The organism is Microbacterium proteolyticum, assembly GCF_014192415.1.
Lineage (GTDB): Bacteria > Actinomycetota > Actinomycetes > Actinomycetales > Microbacteriaceae > Microbacterium > Microbacterium proteolyticum.
On the sequence record NZ_JACHXY010000003.1, the window covers coordinates 30,931 to 54,557 of the forward strand.

The following is a 23,627-nucleotide window of genomic DNA, read 5'->3' on the forward strand; positions in this document are numbered from 1 at the left end:
CCGCTACGGCACTGTGGAGCGGCGACCGAGGACGCGCCGGGGGACGTGCCGGCAGCGGAGGACGGATGCCGTGCGCCCGGTCCTCCGCTCCCGGAATCTCCTCAGCCGATCGCCTCGGTGAGCTCGAACCACTGCATCTCGAGCCCGTCGCGCTCGGCTTCGAGCGCCGCGATCCGCTGCATCTCTTTGCCGAGGCCCACGTAGTCGCCCTGGTCGTGCTCGACGAGCGCGGCCTTGGCCCTGTCGATCTGCTGCTGCAGCTTCTCGATGCGCCGCTCGGTCGCCGACGCCTCCTTCTGCGCCGCGCGCAGTTCCGCGCCCTGCAGGCCGGGACTCGCGGGAGAGCCTCCGGATGCCGCGGGCCGGGAGGGCTCGGCATCCTGGAGCGCCCGCAGGCGCAGGTATTCGTCGACGCCCCCCGGAAGGTGGCGGAGCCGCGCATCGAGGATCGCGTACTGCTGGTCGGTGACGCGCTCGAGGAAGTAGCGGTCGTGCGAGACGACGATGAGCGTGCCGGACCACGAGTCCAGCAGGTCTTCCATCGCGGCGAGCATGTCGGTGTCGAGGTCGTTGGTCGGCTCGTCGAGGATGAGCACGTTCGGCTGGTCGAGGATGACGAGCAGGAGCTGCAGGCGCCGCTTCTGACCTCCCGAGAGATCTTTCACGGGCGTCGAGAGCTGGGCGCTCGAGAAGCCGAGACGCTCCAGCAGCTGACCGGGGGTGAGCTCCTGCGACTTCGATCCGGCACCGAAGGCGTAGGTGGTGCGAAGGCTCGCGATCACCACGCGCACGGGGTCGTCCATGTGCTGCTCGAGCTCGTCGAGGCGCTGGGTGAGCGTGGCGACCTTGACGGTCTTGCCGCGCTTCACGCGTCCGCTCGTGGGCTCGAGCGAGCCGGTGACCAGGTTCAGCAGCGTCGACTTGCCCGCGCCGTTGACGCCCAGGATGCCGGTGCGCTCGCCTGGCGCGATGCGCCATTCGATGTCCTTGAGCACAGTGTGGTCGCCGTACGTCACGCCGGCATCGAGCAGATCGACGACGTCCTTGCCCAGGCGCGCGACGGCGAGGGACTGCAGGGCGACCTTGTCGCGGATCTCGGGCACGTCGGCGATGAGCTCGTTCGCCGCGTCGATGCGGAACTTCGGCTTCGACGTCCGTGCCGGAGCGCCCCGGCGCAGCCACGCCAGCTCTTTGCGCGCGAGGTTCTGACGACGCTGCTCGATGGATGCCGCCTGACGGTCGCGCTCGACGCGCTGGAGGATGTACGCGGCGTAGCCCCCCTCGAAGGGGTCGACGGTACGGTCGTGCACCTCCCAGGTGGCGGTGCAGATCTCGTCGAGGAACCACCGGTCGTGGGTCACGACGAGCAGACCGCCGGCGCTGGGCGCCCATCTCTTCTTGAGATGCGCGGCGAGCCACGTGATGGCCTCGACGTCGAGGTGGTTGGTGGGCTCGTCGAGGAACAGCACGTCCTCGTCGCCCGAGAGCAGCTTCGCCAGCGCGACCCGGCGGCGCTGGCCCCCGGAGAGGTCGCCGAGGCGCGCGTCCCAGGGCAGATCGCCGAGAAGGCCCGAGATCACGTCGCGCGTGCGCGCGTCGCCGGCCCACTCGTGCTCGGGCCGGTCACCGACGACCGCGTGGCCGATGGTGTCGTCGTCGTCGAGGGTGTCCTGCTGGTCGAGGACGCCCACCGTCACCCCGCCGCGCACCGTGACGCGACCGCCGTCGGGGTCGCGGATACCGGCGAGCATGCCGAGCAGACTCGACTTGCCGTCGCCGTTGCGACCGACGATGCCGATGCGGTCGCCCTCGTTGACGCCGAGCGAGACGGAATCGAAGACGACCTTGGTCGGGTATTCCAGGTGCAGGGCTTCGCCCCCGAGCAGATGTGCCATATCCGTCCCAGGCTACGCGGTGCCCGGGACGACGTCGCGCGGCATCCCGCCGTGGCATCCGTGATCTCTGCGTCGAACGACACCACGCCGATCGAACGGCTCGACGCCGGACACGCTCGGCCATCGGGAACAGCGTCACGGATGCCGTGGACCCGGCGCCCGGCCGATGACACGGCGGGGCTGTCCGGCGCGCGGGACGACCCGCCCGGCGAAAACGACGCGGGGCCGCCCGGTGAACCGGACGACCCCGCGTAGGGACGGGCTGGTCAGACCAGGCCCGCCTCCTTCAGCCAGTCGGCGGCGGCGGTGGACGCCGATGCCTGCTCGCTGCCCTCGACGCGGTCGCGCAGGGCGATCAGGTCGTCGGTGGTCAGCTTGGCCGAGACGGCGTCGAGCGCCTCCTTCAGCTCCGGCGTGTCGATGGACGCGCTGAGCAGCGGGAGCACGTTCTGGGCCGCGATGAGGTTCTCGGGGTCTTCGAGCACGAGAAGGTTCTCGGCCACGAGCGCGGGCGAGGTCGTGTAGATGTCGGCCACCTGCACCGTGTTGTCGACGAGCGCGCGCACGGTGTCGGGACCGCCGAAGTCCTCGTAGGGAACGAAGGTCACGTCGCTGACGCCGTACACCGACGCCAGACCCGGGATGCCGTAACCCAGCTCCGCGAACTGCGGGTTGGCGCCGAGGCTGAACGGCTGCACCTTCGCCAGGTCGGCGATGGAGGTCAGGCCGTTCGCCTCCGCGTACGCCTGGGTGACGACGTAGGCGTCCTTGTCTTCGGCCTCGGCCGACGAGTACACGACGAGGTCGTCCGCCGCCACCGCGTCGGTGAGCGCCGCGTCGACGTCTTCGGTCGTGCGCTGGGTGAACTCGGTGTCGTAGTACGCCAGCAGGTTGCCGTTGTACTCCGGGATCAGGTTGATCGAGCCGTCCTGCAGGGCCGGGATCGTCTGCTGACGGGGGCCGATGTTGAACTTGGTCTGGACGTCGAAGCCCCTGGCCTCGAGTGCCTGGGCGTAGATCTCGCCGAGGATCTCGCTCTCGGGGAACGCGAACGACCCGACGGTGATCTGGCTGGAGTCTCCGCCACCGGCATTACCGGTGTCGGGAGCGGTGGGATCCGCCTGCGAACACCCTGCCAGGGCCACGACGGCCCCGACCGCGATGACGCCCGCGGCGACCCGGCCTTTACTGAAAATGCTCATGCTGTGACATTCCTCTCGTGGGTTGGTGTTTCCACCACCGACTCGGGACGGGACGCCCCTCGCCGGACTTTGTTACCTGCGCGGCCGGTGCCGGCTCCGGGGACGCGGGTGAAGCGTTGGACGAGCGCGAACAGCGCGTCGACGACGAGGGCGAAGACCGTCACGAGGATGGCGCCGCCCAGGATGCGGTCGTAGTCGTTGAGACCGATTCCGCTGCTGATGATGCGGCCGAAACCGCCGAGTCCGGCATAGGAGGCGATCACCGCGGTGGCGATCACCTGCAGGGTGCCGGCGCGGAGCCCGCCGATGATCAGCGGGAGGGCGAGGGGGATCTCGACCCGCGTCAGGATCTGCATCTCGGTCATGCCGACCGCCCGCGCGGCGTCGATGACGGGCCGCGAGACAGACTCGAGACCCGCGTACGCCCCCGCGAGGATCGAGGGGATCGCGAGGATGACGAGGGCGACGATCGTGCCCCAGAAGATGCCGGACGACCCCGTCACGACCGAACCGAGCACCATGGTGAGGAAGAACAGCACGCCGAGGGTGGGCAGGGCGCGCATGGCGCCGGTGAACCCGATGACGAACTGACGGCCCTTTCCGGTGTGCCCGATGTAGAACCCCAACGGCAGCGCGATGAGCGCGGCGATCACGACCGCGAGGGCCGTGTACAGCAGGTGCTCGAAGATGCGGTCCTGAATGGGCAGCGGCGAGACTCCCCCCGGCTGCCAGTTCTGAGGCGAGAGGATCCACGCGATCGCGTCGAGGAAGAGGTTCACCCGCGGCCCCCCGGGAAGACGTTGCTGCCCGCTTCGATGGGCGCGGTGCCCCCCGATGCGAGGTGGGTGAGGGCGACGTCGCGCTTGGCGCGTCGGCGCGCGCCCCGGTCGACCCGGACCCACGGCATGAGGATACGTCCGAGGGCGACCAGGATGAGATCGAACAGGAGGGCGATGAGGAGCGTGGCGATGATGCCCACGCCCACTTCTTCGAGGTTGTTGCGCTGCTTGCCGTTGGTGAAGAGGTAGCCGAGGTTCTCGGATCCGATGAGCACGCCGACCGAGACCAGGGCGATCGTCGACACCGACACCACGCGGAGTCCCGCGAGCATGACGGGTCCCGCGAGCGGGAACTCCACGCGCCAGAACCGGCGCCAAGCGGAGAAGCCCATCGCCGTGGCAGCCTGTTTGGTGTCGGCCGAGACCGAGAAGAACGCGTCGGAGGTCGCGCGCACCATGATGGCGACGGCGTAGATCGTGAGGGCGACGATGAGGTTCGTATCGCTCAGGACGCGCGTGCCGATGATGGCGGGCAGGATCACGAACAGTGGCAGCGAAGGAATCGTGTACAGCAGGCTCATCGAAGTGATGATCGTGCCGCGAGCGAAGCGGCTGGTCAGGGTCAGACGTCCCAGCGGCACGGCGATCACGAACCCGAGCACGATGGGGATGATGCTCAACCGGATGTGGTTGAGCGTGAGATCCAGCACGAGGGGGAAGTTTCCCCACAGCCAGGTCACGACAGCGGCTCGTCTCTCAGGGCACCCTGCGTGCGCCCTTCGGCATCCACCACGACCGTCCCGGTCGGCGTCTGCTTGAGGTGCAGCGCGCGCTTGCCCTTCACTGCGCCGATGAAGCTCGCCACGAAGTCGGATGCCGGGTTCTCGACGATCTCGCTCGGGGTGCCGACCTGGGCGATCTTGGCACCCTTTTCGAGGATGACGACCTGGTCGCCCAGCAGGAAAGCTTCGTCGATGTCGTGCGTGACGAAGACGATGGTCTTGCCGATGTCGCTCTGCAGGCGGATGAGCTCTTGCTGGAGTTCATCGCGGACGATCGGGTCGACGGCGCCGAACGGCTCGTCCATCAACAGGATGTTGGGATCGGCGGCCAGGCCGCGCGCGACGCCCACGCGCTGCTGCTGCCCGCCCGAGAGTTGGCTGGGGTAGCGGTCGGCCATCGCGGCGTCGAGCCCGACGGTCTTCATCAGCTCGAGGGCGCGCGTCCGCGCGGCCTTGCGGTTCTGGCCCTGCAGCACCGGCACGGTGGCGATGTTGTCGGCGACGGTGAAGTGGGGAAGCAGTCCCGAATTCTGCATGACGTAGCCGACGCTCCGTCGCAGCTGCACCGCGGGCTTGCTGCCGATGTCGTCGCCGTCGATCTCGATCGAGCCCGACGACGGCTCAACCATGCGGTTGATCATCCGCAGCAGAGTGGTCTTCCCGCATCCGGAGGACCCGACGAACACCGTCGTCTTGCGCGAGGGGATCACCAGGTGGAAATCGTCGACGGCGCGGGTGCCGTCGGGGAAGACCTTTGAGACGGCCGAGAATTCGATCATGGGTTCGACCGACCTCAGTCGGAGACCACGACCTTGCGGTCGAAGGCGACGTAGCCGGCGAAGTCCTTGCCGACGCGATCGACCGCGCCCGGGCGGAGGTCGGGGTATGACCACGCGCCGTCGGTGAGCTCGGCACCGTCGAGCGAGATGTTCCAGTACTGCGCGGCACCCTTCCAGGGGCAGGTGTACGGCGTGGGGCTCTGCTGCAGTGCACCGTCGCGGACGGCCTGCGGCGGGAAGTACCAATTGCCCTCGATCGAGGCCAGGTCGTCACGGTCGGCTTCGGCGATCACGACGCCGTCGAGCACTGCCTTCATGGGATACCCCCTTCGTGGCGCCCCGCGGGCACGGCACCCAGCGGCGGCGGACCACCTCGGACGAGGGTAGCGAGCTACCGATCGCACCATCTGAACATTGCCCCGTATGTCCACCTGGGTTATGGTGCGGCGGTTTCCCCCGCCCGGAGGCTCAGCCACCCCCGCGTCGGCGGGGTGCGTCGTCGCTCCCGGGGGCATCGGCCGACTCAGCCACCTCCGCATCGAGAGAGATCTCCGAGACCGTCGAAGGTGCCAGACCGTCGGCGTCAGACGACGCGGGCCCCGGGGACGGGACCGTGCACGTGCAGCGCGACGAGGCCGGCGGCGCTGAGCGTCACCTGCAGGTCGATCGCGGACGCCTCGTCCGTGGCGAGGAAGGCGAGTGTGGGACCCGAACCCGAGACGAGGCCGGCGAGGGCCCCCGAGCTCTCACCGCGTTCGAGCACGCGCGCCAGATCCGGACGCAGGTGCAGCGCCGCGGCCTGCAGGTCGTTGCGCAGAGTCGCCGCGAGCATCTTCGCGTCGCCCTGCCGGAGCGCGTGCAGCACGTCGGGGTCGACGGCGGGCACACGCGGGGCGGGGCCGATGTCGACCGCGTGGCGCTCACGGTGCGCGTCGAGCTCGCCGTAGACGACCGGCGTCGACATGCCGACGTCGTTGGGCACGAGTACCCAGTCGAACCGGCCGCGAGCCAGGGCCGGACTCAGCTCGTCGCCGCGACCGGTGCCCACCGCCGTGCCCCCCATCAACGCGAACGGCACGTCGGCGCCGAGGCGCGCGGCCATTCGGGAGAGCTCGCTCATCGGCATCCCCAGCCCCCACAGCGCGTCGCACGCGACCAGCGCGGCGGCCGCGTCCGCGGACCCACCGCCCATTCCGCCGGCCACCGGCACGGCCTTGCGGATCAACAGGTGAGCGCCGCGGTCCACTCCCGCGGTCTGCGCCAGCAACCGGGCCGCACGGATGGCGAGGTTGCGGTCGTCGGTGGGGACACCGTCGATGTCGACGGGGCCGCGCGACGACACCTCGAGCGAGATGTCGTCGGCGGGCGTCGCGGTCATCTCTTCGTAGAGGGACACCGCCTGGAACGCGGTCGCCAGCTCGTGATAGCCGTCGTCCTGCACGTCGCCGACCTCGAGGAAGACGTTGATCTTGCCGGGCGCGCGTACGCGCACGGATGCGGGGGTGTGCGTCGTCATCGCCGTTCTCCTGCCCCCGCTCGCCCGCCGCTGCCCGCGTGTGCGAGACTGATGCTTCGGTCCGACGCCTCCCGCCGCTCCCCAGTCGGTACGGGCAGGTCCGGTCCGGAGCGAGCGATCTGAGTCACTCTTCGACAGTAGCGCTCCGCTCCCCGACGTTCGCCGCCGCTGCCGAAACGTCTCCGAAACCCCGGAACCGTACGGTGACCGGATACCGTCCCCTACCCCCGAGGAGGCAGCATGCGCCCGATGGTCCCCCTGTCGATCGACGCCGATCCCTGGCGCGCGCTGCTGTCCCGCTCGGACATCCGGATGCACGACGGCATCCTGCATATGGTCGACGACACCGCGACCCCGGCGATCGCCGAACGGGAAGACCTGCTGATCGCCGCCGCCGCGATCGAGGGCGCGGGCGTCCGCGTCCTGCTGGTGCGCGACGCGAACCGTCGCCCCAAGCTCGTCGTCGACACCGCCGACGCCGAGGCCGCGATCGAGGCACTGCGCGACCCCGAACTCGGCCCGGTCTACATGAAGGCCCGCGGCGAGGACCCCGTGCCCGCGCACAGCGTGCACCCCTCCGCCGGATCCGTACAGGCGTACGCCGTCTTCCGCCCGCGTACCTCGACGGAGGGCTCGTACCGCTACGGCGCGTCGCTCGCCCCCCGCCTCGAGCTCTGGCGCTTCGGCGAGAAGACCATCGAAGCGCCCCGTCCGAGCGCCTTGAGCCGCCGCCGCTTCGCGGCGGCCGATCTCGACCTCGTCGAGGTGGAGCGCTACGGGCGCCGGTGGGCGACGATCTCGGGCATGTTCGATCCGCACCCGAACGAGTTCACCGCCGATGTCGACATGGTCTTCTCGTGGGTCGACGGGTCGTCCAGCGAGTTCCAGCGGCAGCGCGCCGCCCGGATGAAGGGGTACGTCGTCGGCGACGGCGACGACAACGCCGCCCGATACCGCCAGGTCGACGAGCTGCGTTATGCGCTCCGCAGCGTGCACATGTACGCCCCCTGGGTGCGGCGCATCTTCATCGCCACCGACTCCCCCACGCCGGAATGGCTCGCCGATCACCCCAAGGTGACGATCGTGCGCAGCGAGGAGTTCTTCGCCGATCCCTCGGTGCTCCCCACGCACAACTCCCACGCGGTCGAGGCCCAGCTGCACCGCATCCCGGGCCTGGCCGAGCACTTCCTGTACAGCAACGACGACATGTTCTTCGGGCGCCCCGTGACCCCCGAGCTGTTCTTCAGCGGCGGGGGCGTGAGCCGGTTCGTCGAGAGCGGGGTGCGCATCGGCAGCGGTCCCTCTCACGTCGACCGGTCGGGACACGACAACGGCCTGCGCGTGAACCGCGCACTGCTCAAAGAACGCTTCGGACGGGTCATCACGCTCGACCTCGAACACTGCGCGACCCCGTTGCGCCGCTCGGTCGCGGCCGAGCTGGAGCAGGAGTTCGCCGACGACTACGCCCGCACCGCCGCGAGCCGCTTCCGTTCGGCGACCGACATCTCGGTCACGAACAGCCTGTACCACTACTACGCGTTGGCGACCGGCCGCGCGATCGTGACGACCGAGCCCCGGACCCGCTACGTGCAGACCACCCAGCTCGACTCACTGCGCACGATGGAGCGACTCGTCACACGGCGCGACACCGACATGTTCTGCCTCAACGACGGCAGCGTGCCGGAGATCCCGGAAGAAGTCCGCGTTCCGGCGCTTCGAGCGTGCCTCGAACGGTACTTCCCGGTCGCGGCCCCCTGGGAGAAGCCGGCGGTCAGCGCAGGATCGGCAGCGGCGTCGTCGGCGGCGACACCGGTCCACTGAGCTCGCGCGTGGCCGGGACCATGAGCCCGGCTTCGCGCAGGCGCCGCTGCGACTCGGCGGCATCCACGTACTGCAACGCCTCGGCTGCTCCGAGGGGGACGACCGAGTGCACGACGGTCTCGTCGTAGACGTGGACGATGTTGAAGCCCTGAGCCGCGTCCTGCGGGCGTGTTCCACCCACCGGGACCATGAGGTCCTGCGTGTAGCAGGTGGCGGATGCCACCGACACGGGAATGCCGGCGAACGTCGCGAACGTCGAGTAGTGCAGGTGACCGGCGAGGATCGCGCGGACGTCGCTGCCGCGCAGAACGGCGGCGAGACTGCGCTGGTCGCGCAGTTCGACAGAGGCGGCCAGATCGAGGACGCTCGGCACCGGCGGGTGGTGCATCGCGAGGATCGTACCGAGAGGAGCGGGGGTGGCGAGCACGTCGGCGAGCCAGGTCAGCTGCTCGGCGCTGACCTCGCCGTGGTGAGCGCCCGGCACCGAGGTGTCGAGGGTGACGATGCGAAGGCCGTCGAACTCGTCGACGCGGTCGACCGGCGCGGTCGGCTCGGCGCCGTCGCCGGGAAGCAGGCTCGCGCGGAAGGCGGTGCGGTCGTCGTGGTTGCCCATGACCCAGACGACGCGGGTCCCGAGCCGCTCGGCGAGCGGCTCGACCAGCGCGCGCACGCGATCGTACGCGTCGGCCTCTCCGAAATCGGCCAGGTCGCCCGTGAACACCAGGGCGTGCGGTCGGATGCCCGACTCGTCGATGGCCGCCACCGCGCGGGCGAGGTAGGCCTCGGAGTCGACGCTGTCGTACAGCGGTGTGCCGCCGGCACGCAGGTGGGTGTCGCTCAGGTGCAGCAGCACGCGTTCGGCACGGGGGTATTCGGAGTAGCGCATCTCGAGTTCCTCTCGGGCCGTCGGGTGCGGCCTCGTCACCGGCGTGATGCTCCCGGTGCCTCGAAATGTTACAGACATGTTTCGCGAACGCGTGATGAACACGTCGGGAATTCACTTTGACGCGGCTGTGCCCGTCGCCCTTTCCGCCCCGCGCGCGGCATCCGGGATACGACGGTGGATGCCAGACCCCGCACGCCGCGAAAGACTCGGTGCCGCACGGCATGTCGCCCGACGCCCCGCCGGTGCGAGGAGAACGAATCGAGCCTTGGCGCCGGGCGGCGCGTCAGAGGGCGGCGATGCGGGCGTAGTCGTCGACCGTCAACTGCTCACCGCGCAGCGTCGGGTCGACGCCCGCCTGCTCAAGCGTCGCCGACGCCTGGGCCGACGTGCCGCCCAGCACGCCCGCGAGGGCCTGCCGCAGCATCTTGCGGCGCTGCTGGAACGCGGCATCCACGATCTGGAACGTGCGGCGACGGTGCTCCTCGGTGCCGCGGGGCTCGGCATCCCGATCGAAGCCGACCAGCACGCTGTCGACGTTCGGGACCGGCCAGAACACCTGCCGCGATACCGTGCCCGCCAGACGCCACGAGCCGTACCACGCGGCTTTGACGCTCGGGGCCCCGTAGATCTTCGAGCCGGGCGGGGCGGCGAGCCGCTCCCCCACCTCTGCCTGCACCATGACGACACCGCGCTGCAGGTAGGGGAAGGTCTCGAGGAAGTGCAGCAGCACGGGCACCGAGACGTTGTACGGCAGGTTGGCCACCAGCACGCTCGGCTCGCCCGGCAGATCGTCGACGCGCAGGGCGTCGGCGTCGATCACCGTGAGGCGCTCGGCGGGCACGTCATGCGCCGCCGCGGTCACGGGCAGACGCTCCGCCAGGCGGTGGTCGATCTCGACGGCGACGACCGAGGCGCCGGTCTCGAGGATGGCCAGGGTGAGCGAGCCGAGTCCCGGCCCGATCTCGACGACACGATCGGATGCCGTGACGCGCGCGGCGTGCACGATCTTGCGCACCGTGTTGGCGTCGACGACGAAATTCTGCCCGAGCTTCTTGGTCGGGGTGACGTCGAGGTCGGCGGCGAGCCGACGGATCTCGGCGGCACCGAGCAGGGAAACGGGCATTGTTCCACTGTAGTCAGGGCGCCGCCAGAACCCCTCCGGCGCGAGAGCCGGGAGTAGCGTAGGCGGGTGAGTCAGACGCAGTCGATCCCCTCCAACGCCTTCACTCTCCGAAGCCCGTACGGGCGACGAGCCGTCGGGCTCTCCCTGGCCGCCGCCGTGGGAGGGTTCCTCTTCGGGTTCGACTCCTCCGTCATCAACGGTGCGGTGGACGCCGTCGAGAGCAACTTCGAGCTCAGCCAGGTGCTCACCGGCTTCGTCGTCGCCGTCGCGCTCCTCGGCTGCGCCGTCGGCGCCGTGGTCGCCGGGGCGCTGTCGGATCGCTGGGGCCGTCTCAAGGTCATGCTGCTGGGCGCCGTGCTGTTCTTCGTCTCGTCGATCGGCGCAGCCCTCACCTTCAGCGTCCCCGACCTCATCCTCTGGCGCGTCATGAGCGGTCTCGGCATCGGCATCGCCTCGGTCGTCGCCCCCGCCTACATCGCCGAGGTCGCGCCCCGTCAGATCCGCGGTTCGCTCGCATCGCTGCAGCAGCTCGCGATCACGCTCGGCATCTTCGGAGCTCTGCTCTCCGACGCGGTGCTCGCGAACAGTGCGGGTGGCGCGGCCAACGAGCTGTGGCTCGGGATGGAGGCGTGGCGGTGGATGTTCCTCGTCGGCGTCGTGCCGGCGGCGGTCTACGGCATCCTGTCGTTCACCGTTCCCGAGTCCCCGCGGTTCCTGCTGGCCAAGGGCCGGGTCGACGAGGCCCGCTCGATCTTCGCCCGGCTCGTCCCGCCCGCGGATCTCGAGAAGACGATGAAGGACCTCACGCAGGCGATCGAGACCGACCGCAAGAACGCGAACGTCTCACTGCGCGGACCGGTGCTGGGCCTCCAGCGCATCGTCTGGATCGGCATCATCCTGTCGGCGTTCCAGCAGTTCGTCGGCATCAACGTGATCTTCTACTACTCCACGACCCTCTGGAAAGCGGTCGGGTTCCAGGAGAGCGACTCGCTGCTCATCTCGGTGATCACCTCGGTCACCAACGTGCTGGTGACCCTGGTGGCGATCTTCCTCGTCGACCGGGTGGGTCGCAAACCCATCCTCCTGACCGGTTCGGTGCTCATGACCGTGTCGCTGGGCGCGATGGCCCTGGCGTTCACCTTCGCCCAGGGCAGCGGCGACGACGTGTCGCTCCCGGCCCCGTGGGGCACGGTGGCGCTCGTCGCCGCGAACCTGTTCGTCGTCGGCTTCGGCGCTTCGTGGGGACCCCTGGTGTGGGTGCTTCTCGGCGAGATCTTCCCGAGCCGCATCCGCGGTCGCGCCCTCGGCGTCGCCGCCGGGGCGCAGTGGATCGCCAACTTCGCCATCACGGTGTCGTTCCCCGCGATGTCGAGCTGGTCGCTCCCGCTCACCTACGGCATGTACGCGCTCTTCGCGGCGCTGTCGTTCTTCTACGTCGCCTTCCGCATCCCCGAGACCAAGGGCATGGAGCTCGAGCAGGCCGAGACGCTGTTCGTCGACAAGCGCAAAACGAAGGCCTGAGTCGCGGCGAAGGCCGGCATCGCGGGATGCCGGCCACCTGCACCGGTGCGGCGCGGTGCCTGCCGCGCGCACAAGCTCCCCGATTCGCACGACCTCGGTCGCATCCGGAGCAGATCGACGGAGGATGCGCACATCACGCGAGCAGAGCACGGGCGTGCTGGGCGTCGAAACCCGCCCGACGGCTCTCACGGCCACGAAGATGGACCCGCCGCACACGTGCGCGAACCGAGGGTCAGAACTCCCCGTACACCTCGACGGTGTTCGCGGCGACCTGGGCGCTGAGTTCGTCGGCGTCGATGCCCCGCTCCGCCGCGAGGAAGCGCAGCGTGACCGGGATCAGGTACGGCGCGTTCGGGCGGCCTCGGTACGGTGCCGGCGTCAGAAACGGTGCGTCGGTCTCGACGAGGATCCGATCGAGCGGCGTCACGGCGAGGGCGTCGCGCAGATTCTGCGCGTTCTTGAACGTGACGTTGCCGGCGAAGGACAGGTAGTAGCCCCGGTCGGCGGCGATGCGGGCCATGTCGGCGTCGCCCGAGAAGCAGTGGAACACGGTCTTGTCGGGGGCGCCGACGCGCTCGAGGGTCTCGAGCACCGCGTCGTGCGCGTCGCGGTCGTGGATCTGCATGGCGATCCCGTGCTTCTTCGCCAGCGCGATGTGCGCCTCGAAGGAGCGGATCTGCGCCGGGATGCCATCGGCCTCCGTGCGGAAGAAGTCCAGGCCCGTCTCGCCGATCGCCCGCACGCGCGGCTCGGCGGCGAGTTCGTCGATCACGGCGATCGCGGCGTCCAGCTCGCCCGCCCGCTCGTATTCGGGAGCTTCGTTGGGGTGGATCGCGACGGCGGCGAGCACGCGCGGGTGCGAGCGCGCGGCCCACGCCGACCAGCGCGAGGAGTCGACGTCGCCGCCGGCCTGCACGACACCGTGCACGCCGACGGCCAGAGCACGTTCGAGCTGCTCGTCGAGGGAGAGGCCGGTGTCGCCGTCTTCGATCTCGAGGTGGGTGTGGTTGTCGTAGACGGGGATGCCGAGGGGATCCGGCGCGGGCGGATAGCTGACGTCGCGCCGGCCGTCGGCGCTGCGCTCCCGCAAGTATTGGCTGGGATCGCCCGCCTCGATCGTGCCGCGGGGGCGCTCGACGGGGGTGGAACCGGCGGCGGGCCCCGTGGTCGGGTCGGGCTCGGCGGCGGACCCTCCGGCGGGCTCCGCAGGCGCCTGCGCCGCCGCGCCGGGAGCCGGCTTCTCAGAGGCGGCCGCGCCGGACGGCGTCGCCGGCTCCGGTGTCACGGTCGTCACGCCTGCTCGACGCGCGGGAACAGCGGCGTGAGCACCGTGACCTTCGCCCCGGGACGCAGCACGCCCCACGCCCCGGCCTCGCGGAGAGGCTGGTCGACGAGACGCCCGAGGCCTTCCGCCGCGCCGAGGGCGCTCCACAGCTTCTCGGTCGAGCTCGGCATGACCGGCGACAGCAGCACGGCGAGGGCGCGCAGGCCCTCGGCCGCGGTGTAGAGCACGGTGCCGAGGCGCTCGCGCTTCGCCTCGTCTTTCGCGAGGGCCCACGGCTCGTTCTCGGTGATGTAGCCGTTGAGGGCGTCGACGATGGTCCAGATGGCGGCGATGGCCTCGTCGATACGGAAGCGCTCCACGGCGGCGTCGGCGGCCGCCGCGGCATCCGCCACGATCCCCTGGATCGCCAGGTCGCCCTCGGCGTAGGCGCCGGCGGACGGCACGACCCCCTCGAAGTACTTCTCGATCATCGCGACGCTGCGCGACGCCAGGTTGCCGAACCCGTTGGCGAGCTCGGCCTGATAGCGGGCCGACAGGTCCTCCCACGAGAAGGACCCGTCCTGCCCGAAGGCGATGGCGGAGAGGAAGTAGAAACGGTACGCGTCGGAACCGAAGACGTCGGTGATCTCGGTGGGCGCGATGCCGGTGAGCTTCGACTTCGACATCTTCTCGCCGCCGACGAGCAGCCACCCGTGCGCGAAGACGCCGCGGGGCACGTCGAGGCCGGCCGCCATGAGCATGGCCGGCCAGATGACGGCGTGGAAGCGCAGGATGTCTTTGCCGACCACGTGGAACGCCGGCCAGCGGCGGGCGAACTGCTCGGGATCGTTGCCGTAGCCGACGGCGGTGGCGTAGTTGAGCAGCGCGTCGACCCACACGTAGATGACGTGCGAGGAGTCCCACGGCACCGTGATGCCCCAGTCGAACGCCGACCGCGAGATCGAGAGGTCTTTCAGACCGCTCCGCACGAACGAGACGACCTCGTTGCGCGCCGACTCGGGACGCACGAAATCGGGCTCGGTCTTATAGAGCTCGAGCAGACGGTCTTGGAACTCGCTGAGCTTGAAGAAGTAGTTCTTCTCCTGCAGGAGTTCGAGGGGTTTCGAGTGGATCGCGCAGACCTTGAGGCCCTCGAAGGGGCCGGTGCCGTCGACGATCTCGGCCTCGGGCTTGAACTCCTCGCAGCCGACGCAGTACAGCGCCTCGTACTCGCCCGCGTAGATGTAGCCGCGGTCGAACAGCGCCTGCACGAACTGCTGCACGCGCTCCTCGTGACGCGGCTGCGTCGTGCGGATGAAGTCGTCGTTGGCGACATCGAGCGTCTCGAGCAGCGGGAACCACGACTCGGTGACGAGCTTGTCGACCCATTCCTGCGGCGTGACGTTGTTGGCGGCGGCGGCGCGCAGCATCTTCTGGCCGTGCTCGTCGGTGCCGGTGAGCATCCACGTGTCGTCTCCCGCCTGGCGGTGCCAGCGGGCGAGCGTGTCGACGGCGACGGTCGTGTACCCGTGCCCGATGTGGGGCAGATCGCTGGGGTAGTAGATCGGCGTCGTGATGTAGAAGGATCGGCCGGAAGTCACTTGGAGATTCTACGCAGGGGGCACCGACACGGCCGACCGTGTGACGCCCTGACCGTGCCGTCGTCCGGTTCGCGCGAGTCAGCTCGTGAGGGGTCATCTCTTGGCGCCCCGCCCGATACTCGGCGACACTCTCTGACCCCTCACGCGCGGCGCGCGTGGACGCCGGACCTCAGCGCTTGACGGCGAGCCCCGCCTGATACAGCTCACGCGAAGAATGACCGGTCTGCGACGCCACCTCGGCGGCCGCCTCTTTGAGTCGCGTCCCGCCGCGCACGAGCTCGAGCACCTGGGTGACGGCATCCGGGAACGCCACCTCTCGGGCCTCGGCTCCGCCCACGACGATCGCGATCTCCCCCCGCACGCCGTCGGCGGCCCACGCGGCGAGCTCCGCGAGGGTGCCCCGCTTGACCTCCTCGTAGAGCTTGGTCAGCTCTCGGCAGACGGCCGCGGGGCGATCGGCGCCGAACGCCGTGGCGAGATCGTCGAGGGTGGATGCCAACCGCGACGGCGACTCGAAGAAGACCAGGGTGCGCTCCTCGGACGCCAACTGCGCGAACGCCCGGCGACGCTCTCCGGGCTTGCGCCGCGGGAAACCCTCGAAGGCGAAGCGGTCGGTGGGAAGACCCGCGACGGCGAGCGCGGTGACCACGGCGCTGGGCCCGGGGAGGACCGTGACGGTGACACCCGCCGCGGCGGCCGCGGCGACGAGGCCGAAACCGGGGTCGCTGACGGTGGGCATGCCCGCGTCGCTGAGCACGAGCAGGTCGTCGTGGCGCGCCAGCTCGACGAGTTCGGCGGCGCGCTCCTTCTCGTTGTGATCGTGCAGGGCGATCAGCCGCGGGCGGTTCTCGACGCCGAGGCCCGCCAACAGGCGCTGGGTGGTGCGGGTGTCTTCGGCGGCGACCACACGGGCGTTCTCGAGCGCCTCGACCAGACGCTTCGAGGCGTCACCGAGGTTGCCGATCGGCGTCGCCGCGAGGATGATCACCGCCCCACCTTATGCTGGGGCGCGTGAGCACCGCTGTCCCCTCTCTGCGTCCCGAGGTGGAGCGCACGCGCCTCGATCGATGGCGCGACGTGCTGCTGGGCGACCCCCGGGGTCTCCGAGTGTGGCGCTGGCTGGCGCCCGCGCTCGTCACGATCGTCGCCGGGGTGCTGCGCCTGTTCGATGTCGGCACGCCGCACGCGCTCGTGTTCGACGAGACGTACTACGTGAAGGACTCGTGGAGCCAGTGGGTGCTCGGCTACCCGTCGGCGTGGCCCGAGAACGCCGATCCGAGCTTCGTCGCCGGCGACACCGACATCTTCACCGGCGTGGGCAGTTACGTGGTGCATCCCCCGCTCGGACGCATCCTCATCGGCGCCGGCATGGCGCTGCTCGGTCCCGACTCGGCGACGGGCTGGCGACTGTCGGCCGTGGTCTTCGGCACGGCGACCGTGCTGCTGGTCTACCTGCTCGCGCACAACCTCACCCGCTCGATCCCGTTCGCCACCGTGGCATCCGGTCTCATCGCGGTCGACGGCCTGAGCATCGTGCTCAGCCGCACCTCGCTGCTCGACGTGTTCCTGACGTTCTTCATCGTGCTCGCGTTCTGGTTCGTCGCGCTCGATCACAGACGCACCGGCGACCGCCTCGATGCCGCCATGGACGAACTCCCCGGGACCACCCACAATTGGGGCCCCTTGCTGTGGGACCGCCCGTGGCTGCTCGCGGCGGGCGCCGCCGCCGGTGCCGCCACCGCCGTGAAGTGGTCGGGGCTTTACCTGATCGCCGCGATCGGCATCTACGTCGTCGTCACCGATGCGCTCGCGCGCCGCCGCGTCGGGATCGTGCAGTGGCCGATGGATGCCGTGCGCCAGGGCCTGATCTCGTTCGTGCTCATCGTGCCGGTGTCGTTCGTGGTGTATCTGACGAGCTGGTCGGGTTGGCTGTTCACCACCGGCGGCTACATGCGCAGCAGCGAGCCGTTGGGCACGGGGCTCCTGACCTTCCTGCCCGTGCCGCTGCAGAACCTGTGGGCGTACCACCAGTCGATGTACGGCTTCCACGTCGGGCTCGTGACCCCGCACAGCTACGCCAGCCCCGCGTGGCAATGGCCGTTCCTGATCCGTCCCACCTCGATGTACTGGCATCAGGACGACTTCGGCGTCAACGGCTGCGGTCTGGCGAACGGCTGCACCGAGGCGATCTCGAGCAACGCGAACCCGCTGATCTGGTGGGCGGGCATCGCGGCATCCGTGTATCTGCTCGTGCGCTTCGTGATGGTTCGAGACTGGCGCCACGCGCTCGTGCTGACGGGCCTGGGCGCCACCTATCTTCCGTGGCTGCTGTACCCCGAGCGCACGATCTTCCAGTTCTACACGGTGGCGATGGTGCCCTTCCTCGTCCTCGCCCTCGCCTTCGCCCTGCAGGACGCCACCCGGGGCGTGTGGCGGCTCTCCCGTGCCCACGCACAGGTGATCGCGGTGGTGTTCTTGATCGTCTGCGTCGGGATATCGGCGTTCTGGTACCCGGTGTGGGCGGGCCTCGACGTCTCATACGAGTTCTGGCGGCTGCACAACTGGCTGCCCAGCTGGATCTGACGTGTCACGCGGCGACGGCTGGCTGCACGACCCGCGGCCGATCCAGCGCGTCAGGGTGTTCGGCGACGCCGCGATCGACCCCCGCGCGTGGCCTGCCGACATCCCCGCCGTCGCACAGTTCCTCGAGGTCGCGCAGGCCGACGGCTGGGAGTTCGGCGCGGGCGTGACCTTTCTCGTCGGCGAGAACGGCTCGGGCAAGTCGACGCTCATCGAGGGCATAGCCGAGGCGTACGGTCTGCCCGCCGAGGGCGGGTCGACCAATGGCGGAGGCGAGACCCGCCGCACGGAGAGTCCGCTGAGCGAGTGGCTCCGCGTCGAGCGCAGCCCCCGCGCCCCGCGGTGGGGATTCTTCCTGCGCGCCGAGACCATGCACGGCTACTACTCGTGGCGGGACGACCTGCCCGACGCGCCGCCGAGCCTTCATCCGATGAGCCACGGCGAGTCGTTCAACGCCCTGCTCGACGAAGCGCTCGATCACCCGCGCTACGTCGCGGGACTCGCCTGCCTCGACGAGCCCGAGGCAGCGCTGTCGTTCTCATCGACCCTGCGCTGGTTGGCATCCCTCGACCGCATGCGCTCACGCGGCACGCAGGTGATCTGCGCCACCCACTCCCCCGTGCTGGCGGCGCTGCCCGGGGCGACGATCCTCGAGCTGGGCGAATGGGGCATTCGCGAGAGCGCGTGGGGAGACCTCGAGGTGGTGCGATTGCACCGGAACTTCCTGGATGCGCCGGAGCGGTTCTTGCGGCATCTGCTGGATTGACGGGTGCGCGGGGCTGGTCTCATGTGATGCGCGGGAGCGGCGTGGCTTGCTGAGAAACGCGATGCGCGGGGAGAGCGGCGCGAGGCTTGCGAGAAACGCGATCCGCGGGAAGAAACGCCTCGTCATGACGTTTCTTCGCGCGGATGCCGTTTCTCGGTGAAACCACCGTCGGGCGGAGACGAACCGTCACTGCAGGACGAAGCCCACCCGGCGCCGCGCAGTCGTCGCCGGCTCCGCCACGACGGCATCCGCGATGCTCTGCTCGAAGGAGACGGCGGGATGCCAGCCGGTCTCGGCGCGAAGTCGCGTGGCATCGCCGCGGATCGAGATCGGATCGGTGGGACGGATGCGGCTGGGGTCGACGTGCAGCGGCGGCTCGTCGATGTCGAGCGCCGCACAGATCGCCGCGAGCACCTCGCGCCCGGACCGAGCGACACCGGATGCGACGTTGTACGTGTCGTACGACAGGGAGGGCGCAGCCGCCAGCGAGAGGTACGCTCGCGCCACATCGCGCACATCGGAGTAGTCGCGCCGGGTGTCGAGATTGCCGACGATGAGCGGCGTGCCGTCGTGCACGTCCGCGAGCTGTCGCGCGAGGTCCGGCACGAGGAACCCCGCTCCCTGCCCGGGCCCGAAGTGGTTGAACGGCCGCGCCACCACGGCATCCGCTCCCCGCGCCCGGTAGTAGGCGACCTGGTTCTCGACGAGAACCTTGCTGACCGCGTACGGCGAGGACATGCCGAGGGATGCCGATTCGTCGAGATCGGCTTCACCGGCCGAGGCGTCGTACACCGCGCCGGAACTGACGACGACGATGCGACCGCCGCCGCCCGGGCGCAGCGCCGCCTCGCACAGCACCGTCACCATCGCGCTGTTGCCGGAGAGATACTCCTGCGGCCGGGTGAATGACGGGCCGACGGCGGACAGCCCCGCAAGGTGCACCACGGCGGCGTCGCGCGGGGCGGTGTCGGGCCACCGCTCACGCAGATCGACCCCTGCGTAGCCGTCGAGCACGGCGTCGAGACCGGTCGGCGCGGTGTCGGACCGCCCGATGCCGAAGACCGACCACCCCGCCGCGGCCGCCTCGCGAGCGAGATGCGCGCCGACGAAACCGCCGACGCCGGTGACGACGAGCCGTCTCACGCGACCGCGACCGCGAGCGGCGCCGCAGCGAGGGTCAGGTCGTGAGCCACCATGCGACGCGCCATCTCGGCGAGGTCGACATGACGCCTCCACCCGAGTACAGCCTCGGCCTTGGCCGGGTCGCCGAGTAGCACGTCGACCTCGGCCGGGCGGAAGAAGGCGGGGTTCTGAACGACGTACGGACGCCAGTCGTCGATTCCCGCGGCGGTGAACGCCAGGTGCAGGAAGTCTTCGATCGAGGAGGTCCGACCGGTCGCCAGCACGAAGTCATCGGGCGTGTCGTGCTGCAGCATGCGCCACATTCCCTCGACGAAGTCGCCCGCGTAACCCCAGTCGCGGCGGGGCGTGAGGTCGCCCAGCTCGAGGTGGGACTGCTGGCCGGTTGCGATGCGCGCCACGGCGTCGGTGATCTTGCGCGTGACGAACTCGACGCCGCGGCGCTCACCCTCGTGGTTGAAGAGGATGCCGCACGAGACGAACATGTCGTAGCTCTCGCGGTAGTTCTTGGCTGCCCAGTGACCGAAGAGCTTGGCGACACCGTACGGACTGCGCGGGTGGAAGACCGACTCTTCGGTGTACCCGGTCTCGGGCCGGTTGTAGGCCAGACCGCCGTACATCTCGGAGGTCGATGCCTGGTAGACGCGGGCCGATCCGGCGAGACCCGCCAGACGCACGGCCTCGAGGAGGTTCAGCACGCCCTTGCCCGTGACCTCGGCGGTGATGGCGGGGTTGGAGAACGAGTACCCGACGTGACTGATGGCCCCGAGGTTGTAGATCTCGTGCGGCTGTGCGCGGTCGACGGCGCGGATGAGGGAGGGCAGATCGGTCAGATCGGCCTCGATGACGGTGGCACGGGGGAACTCCCGCGCGTAGGCCTCGCGGCGCGGGTTTCGCTGGCCACGCACCAGGCCGAAGACCTCGTAGCCTTTGGCCAGCAACAACTCGGTCAGATGGCCGCCGTCCTGACCGGTCGCACCGGTGATCAGGGCTCGCGGGGGAGAAGTGGTGCTCGGGGTCATCAACGGGTCCTCTTTCGCCGGAACGCGGGGACGCGTCGACATGGCGCGCCGCCACGATGGTCGGCGAGGGAGGGACCTGGTTCCCGAGGTGCCTTACCTTCCCGACCGGGGTGAAGGCGGTTCGGCGCCGCCGTTCCCCGCGCGCGACGCAGGGCGACGGGGGCGCGAGGCGGAACACGAAATCACGTCGCACTTCACCCCGGGGCGAGGCCGCGTCAGTCCCCCGACCGACGCGGGAGCTGTTTCATACGAGCGCGGAGGGATCCGTCGTCGGCAGCGCGCACGTGAACGCGCGGCAGTCGTACGCCGTCGCCTCGCCGGCCAGCGCGCTCTTGCCGGTGAACAACTCGAAGCCCGCGGCGGCGAACGCCTGAGCCTGCGCGGGCGACACGACCGCGACCACATCGGCGACGACGCGACGCGCGGCATCGGCGATCTCGGCATCCCGCTCACCCACCACGACCACCTGGCGCGGCGCGGACGCCAGACCCACCGCGACCTCGAGGATCGCGCCGTGCGCGAGGGGCGTCGACAGCGCGGCCTCGGCGGCGGCGCGCACGAGCATCTCGGCGGCGGCGCGGTACCGCTCGCCCGCCCCCAGACGCCAGAGGTCGAGTGCCGCCGCGGAGAACACCGACTGTCCCGAAGGCGACGCGCCGTCGCTGGGCGTACCGTGCGGCTGCATGCCCTGCGCGACGAGCACCGGATCGCCGCCGCCGGGCGGATGGATGCCGTCATCGCCGAGACACTGCTCGACGAGGGCACGCGCGCGCTCGGCGTAGGCGACCTCGCCCGTCGCCCGGGCGAGGGCGAGGAGGCCCCGCGCGAGTCCGCCGTAATCCTCCAGCGTCGCGGGGGCGGCGGAGCGGATCTCGTCGAGCGACGCGCGACGGAGCGTGCCGTCGTCGGCGACGTTGCTCTCGAGCACGGCGTCGGCGGCCCAGCGTGCGGCCTCCAGGAACCGCGGATCGGTGCGGGCACCGACGGCGGCGAGCGCGGCGATGGCGTGACCGTTCCAGCCGGTGACGACCTTGGCATCCAGGGCCGGGGGCGTCAGCGCGGACCGGTCGGCCGTGCGGTAGTAGCCGCCCTCGGTGCGCGCTCCGTCGATGATCGACTCGGAGTCCTGCGCGGCGGCGATCCCGCCCGACGGCAGCTGCAACACATCGACCAGGAACCGCGCGGCATCGGTCGCGGCGGCGTCGTCGCCCGCGGCGAGCGCGACCTCGACGAGACCGGCGTTGTCGGTGAGCATGCGCTCGTAGTGCGGCACGCTCCAGTCCCGGCGGGTGGCGTAGCGGAAGAAACCGCCCTCGACCACGTCGTGCAGGTCGGATGCCACCATGGCGGCCAAGGCGTGGGATGCCACGGCGGCGGCATCCGGGGCCGTCGCAGCGAGCGCGGGGTGTTGCAGGAAGCGCAGCACGGGGGTGTTGGGGAACTTCGGCGTCTCGAACGCGGGGCCCGCGGCGAAGCCGGCGTACTCCCGGTCCTCGCGGGCGGCCACCGCGCGGGCGGCGGCGGCGAGTTGATCGATGGTCGGCGGCGCGTTGGCGGGGGCGGTCGCCGCAACCGCGAGCGCGTCACGGAGCGATGATCCCGTGGCATCCACCTCGCTGCGGCGCGCGGTCCACGCCTCGCGGACCGCGGCCAGCACCTGCCGGAACGAGGGCTGCGGCGGGCGCGGTGTGGGCGGGAAGTAGGTGCCGGCGTAGAAGACGCGGCCCGCGGGGCTGGCGAACACCGTGAGCGGCCAGCCCAGGTGGGGCGTGAACGCGGACGCGGCGTCGAGGTAGGCGGCGTCCACGTCGGGGTGCTCTTCGCGGTCGACCTTGACCGACACGAAGCCGTCGTCGAGGATCGCTGCGATCTCGGGGTCTTGGAAGGACTCCCGCGCCATCACGTGGCACCAGTGGCAGGTGCTGTAGCCGATCGAGACCATCACGGGAACGTCTCTCTCGGCCGCGAGCGCGAACGCCTCGGCCCCCCAGGGGAACCACGCGACGGGGTTGTCGGCGTGGGCCCGCAGGTAGGGACTCGAGGCGTTCGCGAGGCGGTTCATGCGCTCCGGTTACTCGACGTCGTCGGGGTGCGAGCCGACGCGGCCGGAACCGTCGCCCGGGTCGACGGCGTCGATGGCCGCCATCTCGTCGGCGGTGAGCTCGAAGTCGAACAGGTCGAAGTTCTCTTCGAGGCGCTCGCGGCGCACCGACTTCGGGAACACGATGAAGCCGTGCTGGATGTGCCAACGCAGCACCGCCTGAGCCGGGGACTTGCCGTGCGCTTCAGCTGCATCTTTCACCGCGGGCAGCTCGAACAGATCGTACTTGCCCTGGCCGAGGGGGCCCCACGACTCGATGTGCATGTCGTGCTCCTGGCCCCAGGCCGCGATCTCGCGCTGGCTGAGGGCGGGGTGCAGTTCGATCTGGTTGACCACGGGGGTCACACCCGTCTCGGCGACGATGCGCTCGAGGTGCGGCACGAGGAAGTTCGAGACACCGATCGAGCGGGTCTTGCCCGCCTCGCGGATCTCGACGAGCTTCTGCCACGCGTTGAGGTAGTTGTCGGCCTTGGGCGTCGGCCAGTGCACGAGGTACAGGTCGACGGCGTCGAGCCCGAGCTTCTCGAGGCTTTCGTCGATCGCGGCGTGCGGGTCGTCGCCGTCGTGGCGCGCGTTCCACAGCTTCGTGGTGACGAAGAGGTCGTCGCGAGCGATGCCGCTGGCGGCGATCGCACGGCCCACGCCCTCTTCGTTCTTGTAGATCGCGGCGGTGTCGATGTGGCGGTAGCCGACCTCAAGGGCCTCGGACACGGCACGCTCGGCATCGTCGGCGGGCACGAGGAACACGCCGTAGCCGAGCTGGGGGATGGAGTTTCCGTCGTTGAGCTGAACAGAAGGAACGGTCATGGCATCCACCCTAGGAGCCGCCTCCGACATCGAATCCGGGGG

General features: G+C 70.1%; 20 protein-coding genes. 4 read left to right on the forward strand and 16 right to left on the reverse strand.

The window, feature by feature from the left end:
• Positions 1–101: 101 nt before the first annotated feature.
• The 7 genes from FHS07_RS12320 to FHS07_RS12350 all read right to left on the reverse strand — a co-directional run bounded on the left by FHS07_RS12320 (position 102) and on the right by FHS07_RS12350 (position 6,953).
• Entirely contained in the window at positions 102–1,895 is a 1,794-nt protein-coding gene (locus FHS07_RS12320; RefSeq protein WP_183420206.1) for an ABC-F family ATP-binding cassette domain-containing protein, read from the reverse strand.
• 266 nt (positions 1,896–2,161) lie between these two features.
• A complete protein-coding gene (locus FHS07_RS12325) occupies positions 2,162–3,097 on the reverse strand; it encodes an ABC transporter substrate-binding protein (protein ID WP_183420207.1) in 936 nt (311 codons plus the stop codon).
• Complete coding sequence (locus tag FHS07_RS12330) at positions 3,094–3,876, reverse strand: ABC transporter permease subunit (protein WP_183420208.1); 783 nt, start codon at positions 3,874–3,876, stop codon at positions 3,094–3,096. Before FHS07_RS12330 ends, FHS07_RS12325 begins: the two co-directional genes overlap by 4 nt.
• Complete coding sequence (locus FHS07_RS12335) at positions 3,873–4,616, reverse strand: ABC transporter permease subunit (RefSeq protein WP_183420209.1); 744 nt, start codon at positions 4,614–4,616, stop codon at positions 3,873–3,875. Before FHS07_RS12335 ends, FHS07_RS12330 begins: the two co-directional genes overlap by 4 nt.
• Positions 4,613–5,437: an ABC transporter ATP-binding protein gene (locus FHS07_RS12340; protein ID WP_183420210.1), complete on the reverse strand. Its 825-nt coding sequence runs from the start codon at positions 5,435–5,437 to the stop codon at positions 4,613–4,615. Before FHS07_RS12340 ends, FHS07_RS12335 begins: the two co-directional genes overlap by 4 nt.
• 14 nt (positions 5,438–5,451) lie before the next feature.
• Positions 5,452–5,754 carry a DUF427 domain-containing protein gene (locus tag FHS07_RS12345; RefSeq protein WP_183420211.1) on the reverse strand — a complete coding sequence of 101 codons (303 nt, stop codon included), beginning with the start codon at positions 5,752–5,754 and terminating at the stop codon, positions 5,452–5,454.
• Between the two features lie 266 nt (positions 5,755–6,020).
• Positions 6,021–6,953, reverse strand: coding sequence for a 4-(cytidine 5'-diphospho)-2-C-methyl-D-erythritol kinase (locus tag FHS07_RS12350; RefSeq protein ID WP_183420212.1), 933 nt, complete (start codon positions 6,951–6,953; stop codon positions 6,021–6,023).
• Positions 6,954–7,193: 240 nt separating this feature from the next.
• On the opposite strand from FHS07_RS12350, the gene FHS07_RS12355 reads away from it, so the two are divergent.
• Positions 7,194–8,774, forward strand: coding sequence for a stealth family protein (locus FHS07_RS12355; protein ID WP_183420213.1), 1,581 nt, complete (start codon positions 7,194–7,196; stop codon positions 8,772–8,774).
• On the opposite strand, the gene FHS07_RS12360 is transcribed toward FHS07_RS12355, so the two are convergent.
• Positions 8,725–9,660 carry a phosphodiesterase gene (locus tag FHS07_RS12360; RefSeq protein ID WP_183420214.1) on the reverse strand — a complete coding sequence of 312 codons (936 nt, stop codon included), beginning with the start codon at positions 9,658–9,660 and terminating at the stop codon, positions 8,725–8,727. The two genes, FHS07_RS12355 and FHS07_RS12360, sit on opposite strands and share 50 nt — an antisense overlap.
• A gap of 283 nt (positions 9,661–9,943) precedes the next feature.
• Entirely contained in the window at positions 9,944–10,783 is an 840-nt protein-coding gene (rsmA, locus tag FHS07_RS12365) for a 16S rRNA (adenine(1518)-N(6)/adenine(1519)-N(6))-dimethyltransferase RsmA (protein WP_183420215.1), read from the reverse strand.
• 66 nt (positions 10,784–10,849) lie between these two features.
• Between rsmA and FHS07_RS12370 the strand changes: the two genes are divergently transcribed.
• Entirely contained in the window at positions 10,850–12,304 is a 1,455-nt protein-coding gene (locus tag FHS07_RS12370) for a sugar porter family MFS transporter (protein ID WP_183420216.1), read from the forward strand.
• A gap of 232 nt (positions 12,305–12,536) precedes the next feature.
• On the opposite strand, the gene FHS07_RS12375 is transcribed toward FHS07_RS12370, so the two are convergent.
• The 3 genes from FHS07_RS12375 to rsmI all read right to left on the reverse strand — a co-directional run bounded on the left by FHS07_RS12375 (position 12,537) and on the right by rsmI (position 16,157).
• Positions 12,537–13,421, reverse strand: coding sequence for a TatD family hydrolase (locus FHS07_RS12375; protein WP_183420771.1), 885 nt, complete (start codon positions 13,419–13,421; stop codon positions 12,537–12,539).
• 173 nt (positions 13,422–13,594) lie between these two features.
• Positions 13,595–15,169 carry a methionine--tRNA ligase gene (gene metG / locus FHS07_RS12380; protein ID WP_183420217.1) on the reverse strand — a complete coding sequence of 525 codons (1,575 nt, stop codon included), beginning with the start codon at positions 15,167–15,169 and terminating at the stop codon, positions 13,595–13,597.
• 169 nt (positions 15,170–15,338) lie between these two features.
• A complete protein-coding gene (gene rsmI / locus FHS07_RS12385; protein ID WP_183420219.1) occupies positions 15,339–16,157 on the reverse strand; it encodes a 16S rRNA (cytidine(1402)-2'-O)-methyltransferase in 819 nt (272 codons plus the stop codon).
• A 23-nt stretch (positions 16,158–16,180) separates the two neighbouring features.
• Here rsmI and FHS07_RS12390 point away from each other — a divergent pair, with 23 nt between their 5' ends.
• Positions 16,181–17,752, forward strand: a complete 1,572-nt coding sequence (locus FHS07_RS12390; protein WP_343054713.1) for a dolichyl-phosphate-mannose--protein mannosyltransferase — start codon at positions 16,181–16,183, stop codon at positions 17,750–17,752.
• A 1-nt stretch (position 17,753) separates the two neighbouring features.
• On the forward strand, positions 17,754–18,515 hold the full coding sequence (locus FHS07_RS12395; RefSeq protein WP_183420222.1) for an AAA family ATPase: 762 nt from the start codon (positions 17,754–17,756) through the stop codon (positions 18,513–18,515).
• Between the two features lie 186 nt (positions 18,516–18,701).
• Here the strand turns inward: FHS07_RS12395 and FHS07_RS12400 are convergent, their stop codons facing one another.
• The 4 genes from FHS07_RS12400 to FHS07_RS12415 all read right to left on the reverse strand — a co-directional run bounded on the left by FHS07_RS12400 (position 18,702) and on the right by FHS07_RS12415 (position 23,585).
• Positions 18,702–19,658, reverse strand: a complete 957-nt coding sequence (locus FHS07_RS12400; RefSeq protein WP_183420224.1) for an NAD-dependent epimerase/dehydratase family protein — start codon at positions 19,656–19,658, stop codon at positions 18,702–18,704.
• A complete protein-coding gene (locus tag FHS07_RS12405) occupies positions 19,655–20,677 on the reverse strand; it encodes a GDP-mannose 4,6-dehydratase (RefSeq protein ID WP_183420226.1) in 1,023 nt (340 codons plus the stop codon). The genes FHS07_RS12400 and FHS07_RS12405 overlap by 4 nt, the downstream gene beginning before the upstream one ends.
• Before the next feature lie 244 nt (positions 20,678–20,921).
• Complete coding sequence (locus tag FHS07_RS12410) at positions 20,922–22,739, reverse strand: thioredoxin domain-containing protein (protein ID WP_183420227.1); 1,818 nt, start codon at positions 22,737–22,739, stop codon at positions 20,922–20,924.
• A 9-nt stretch (positions 22,740–22,748) separates the two neighbouring features.
• Complete coding sequence (locus tag FHS07_RS12415; RefSeq protein WP_183420228.1) at positions 22,749–23,585, reverse strand: aldo/keto reductase; 837 nt, start codon at positions 23,583–23,585, stop codon at positions 22,749–22,751.
• Positions 23,586–23,627: the final 42 nt, after the last annotated feature.

Coding starts and splice junctions, on each gene's coding strand:
- FHS07_RS12345 (WP_183420211.1), bottom strand. CDS start 5,754: ATGAAGGCAGTGCTCGACGGCGTCGTGATCGCCGAAGCCGACCGTGAC.
- FHS07_RS12410 (WP_183420227.1), bottom strand. CDS start 22,739: ATGAACCGCCTCGCGAACGCCTCGAGTCCCTACCTGCGGGCCCACGCC.
- FHS07_RS12350 (WP_183420212.1), bottom strand. CDS start 6,953: ATGACGACGCACACCCCCGCATCCGTGCGCGTACGCGCGCCCGGCAAG.
- FHS07_RS12340 (WP_183420210.1), bottom strand. CDS start 5,437: ATGATCGAATTCTCGGCCGTCTCAAAGGTCTTCCCCGACGGCACCCGC.
- FHS07_RS12360 (WP_183420214.1), bottom strand. CDS start 9,660: ATGCGCTACTCCGAATACCCCCGTGCCGAACGCGTGCTGCTGCACCTG.
- FHS07_RS12415 (WP_183420228.1), bottom strand. CDS start 23,585: ATGACCGTTCCTTCTGTTCAGCTCAACGACGGAAACTCCATCCCCCAG.
- FHS07_RS12405 (WP_183420226.1), bottom strand. CDS start 20,677: ATGACCCCGAGCACCACTTCTCCCCCGCGAGCCCTGATCACCGGTGCG.
- FHS07_RS12355 (WP_183420213.1), top strand. CDS start 7,194: ATGCGCCCGATGGTCCCCCTGTCGATCGACGCCGATCCCTGGCGCGCG.
- FHS07_RS12320 (WP_183420206.1), bottom strand. CDS start 1,895: ATGGCACATCTGCTCGGGGGCGAAGCCCTGCACCTGGAATACCCGACC.
- rsmA (WP_183420215.1), bottom strand. CDS start 10,783: ATGCCCGTTTCCCTGCTCGGTGCCGCCGAGATCCGTCGGCTCGCCGCC.
- FHS07_RS12325 (WP_183420207.1), bottom strand. CDS start 3,097: ATGAGCATTTTCAGTAAAGGCCGGGTCGCCGCGGGCGTCATCGCGGTC.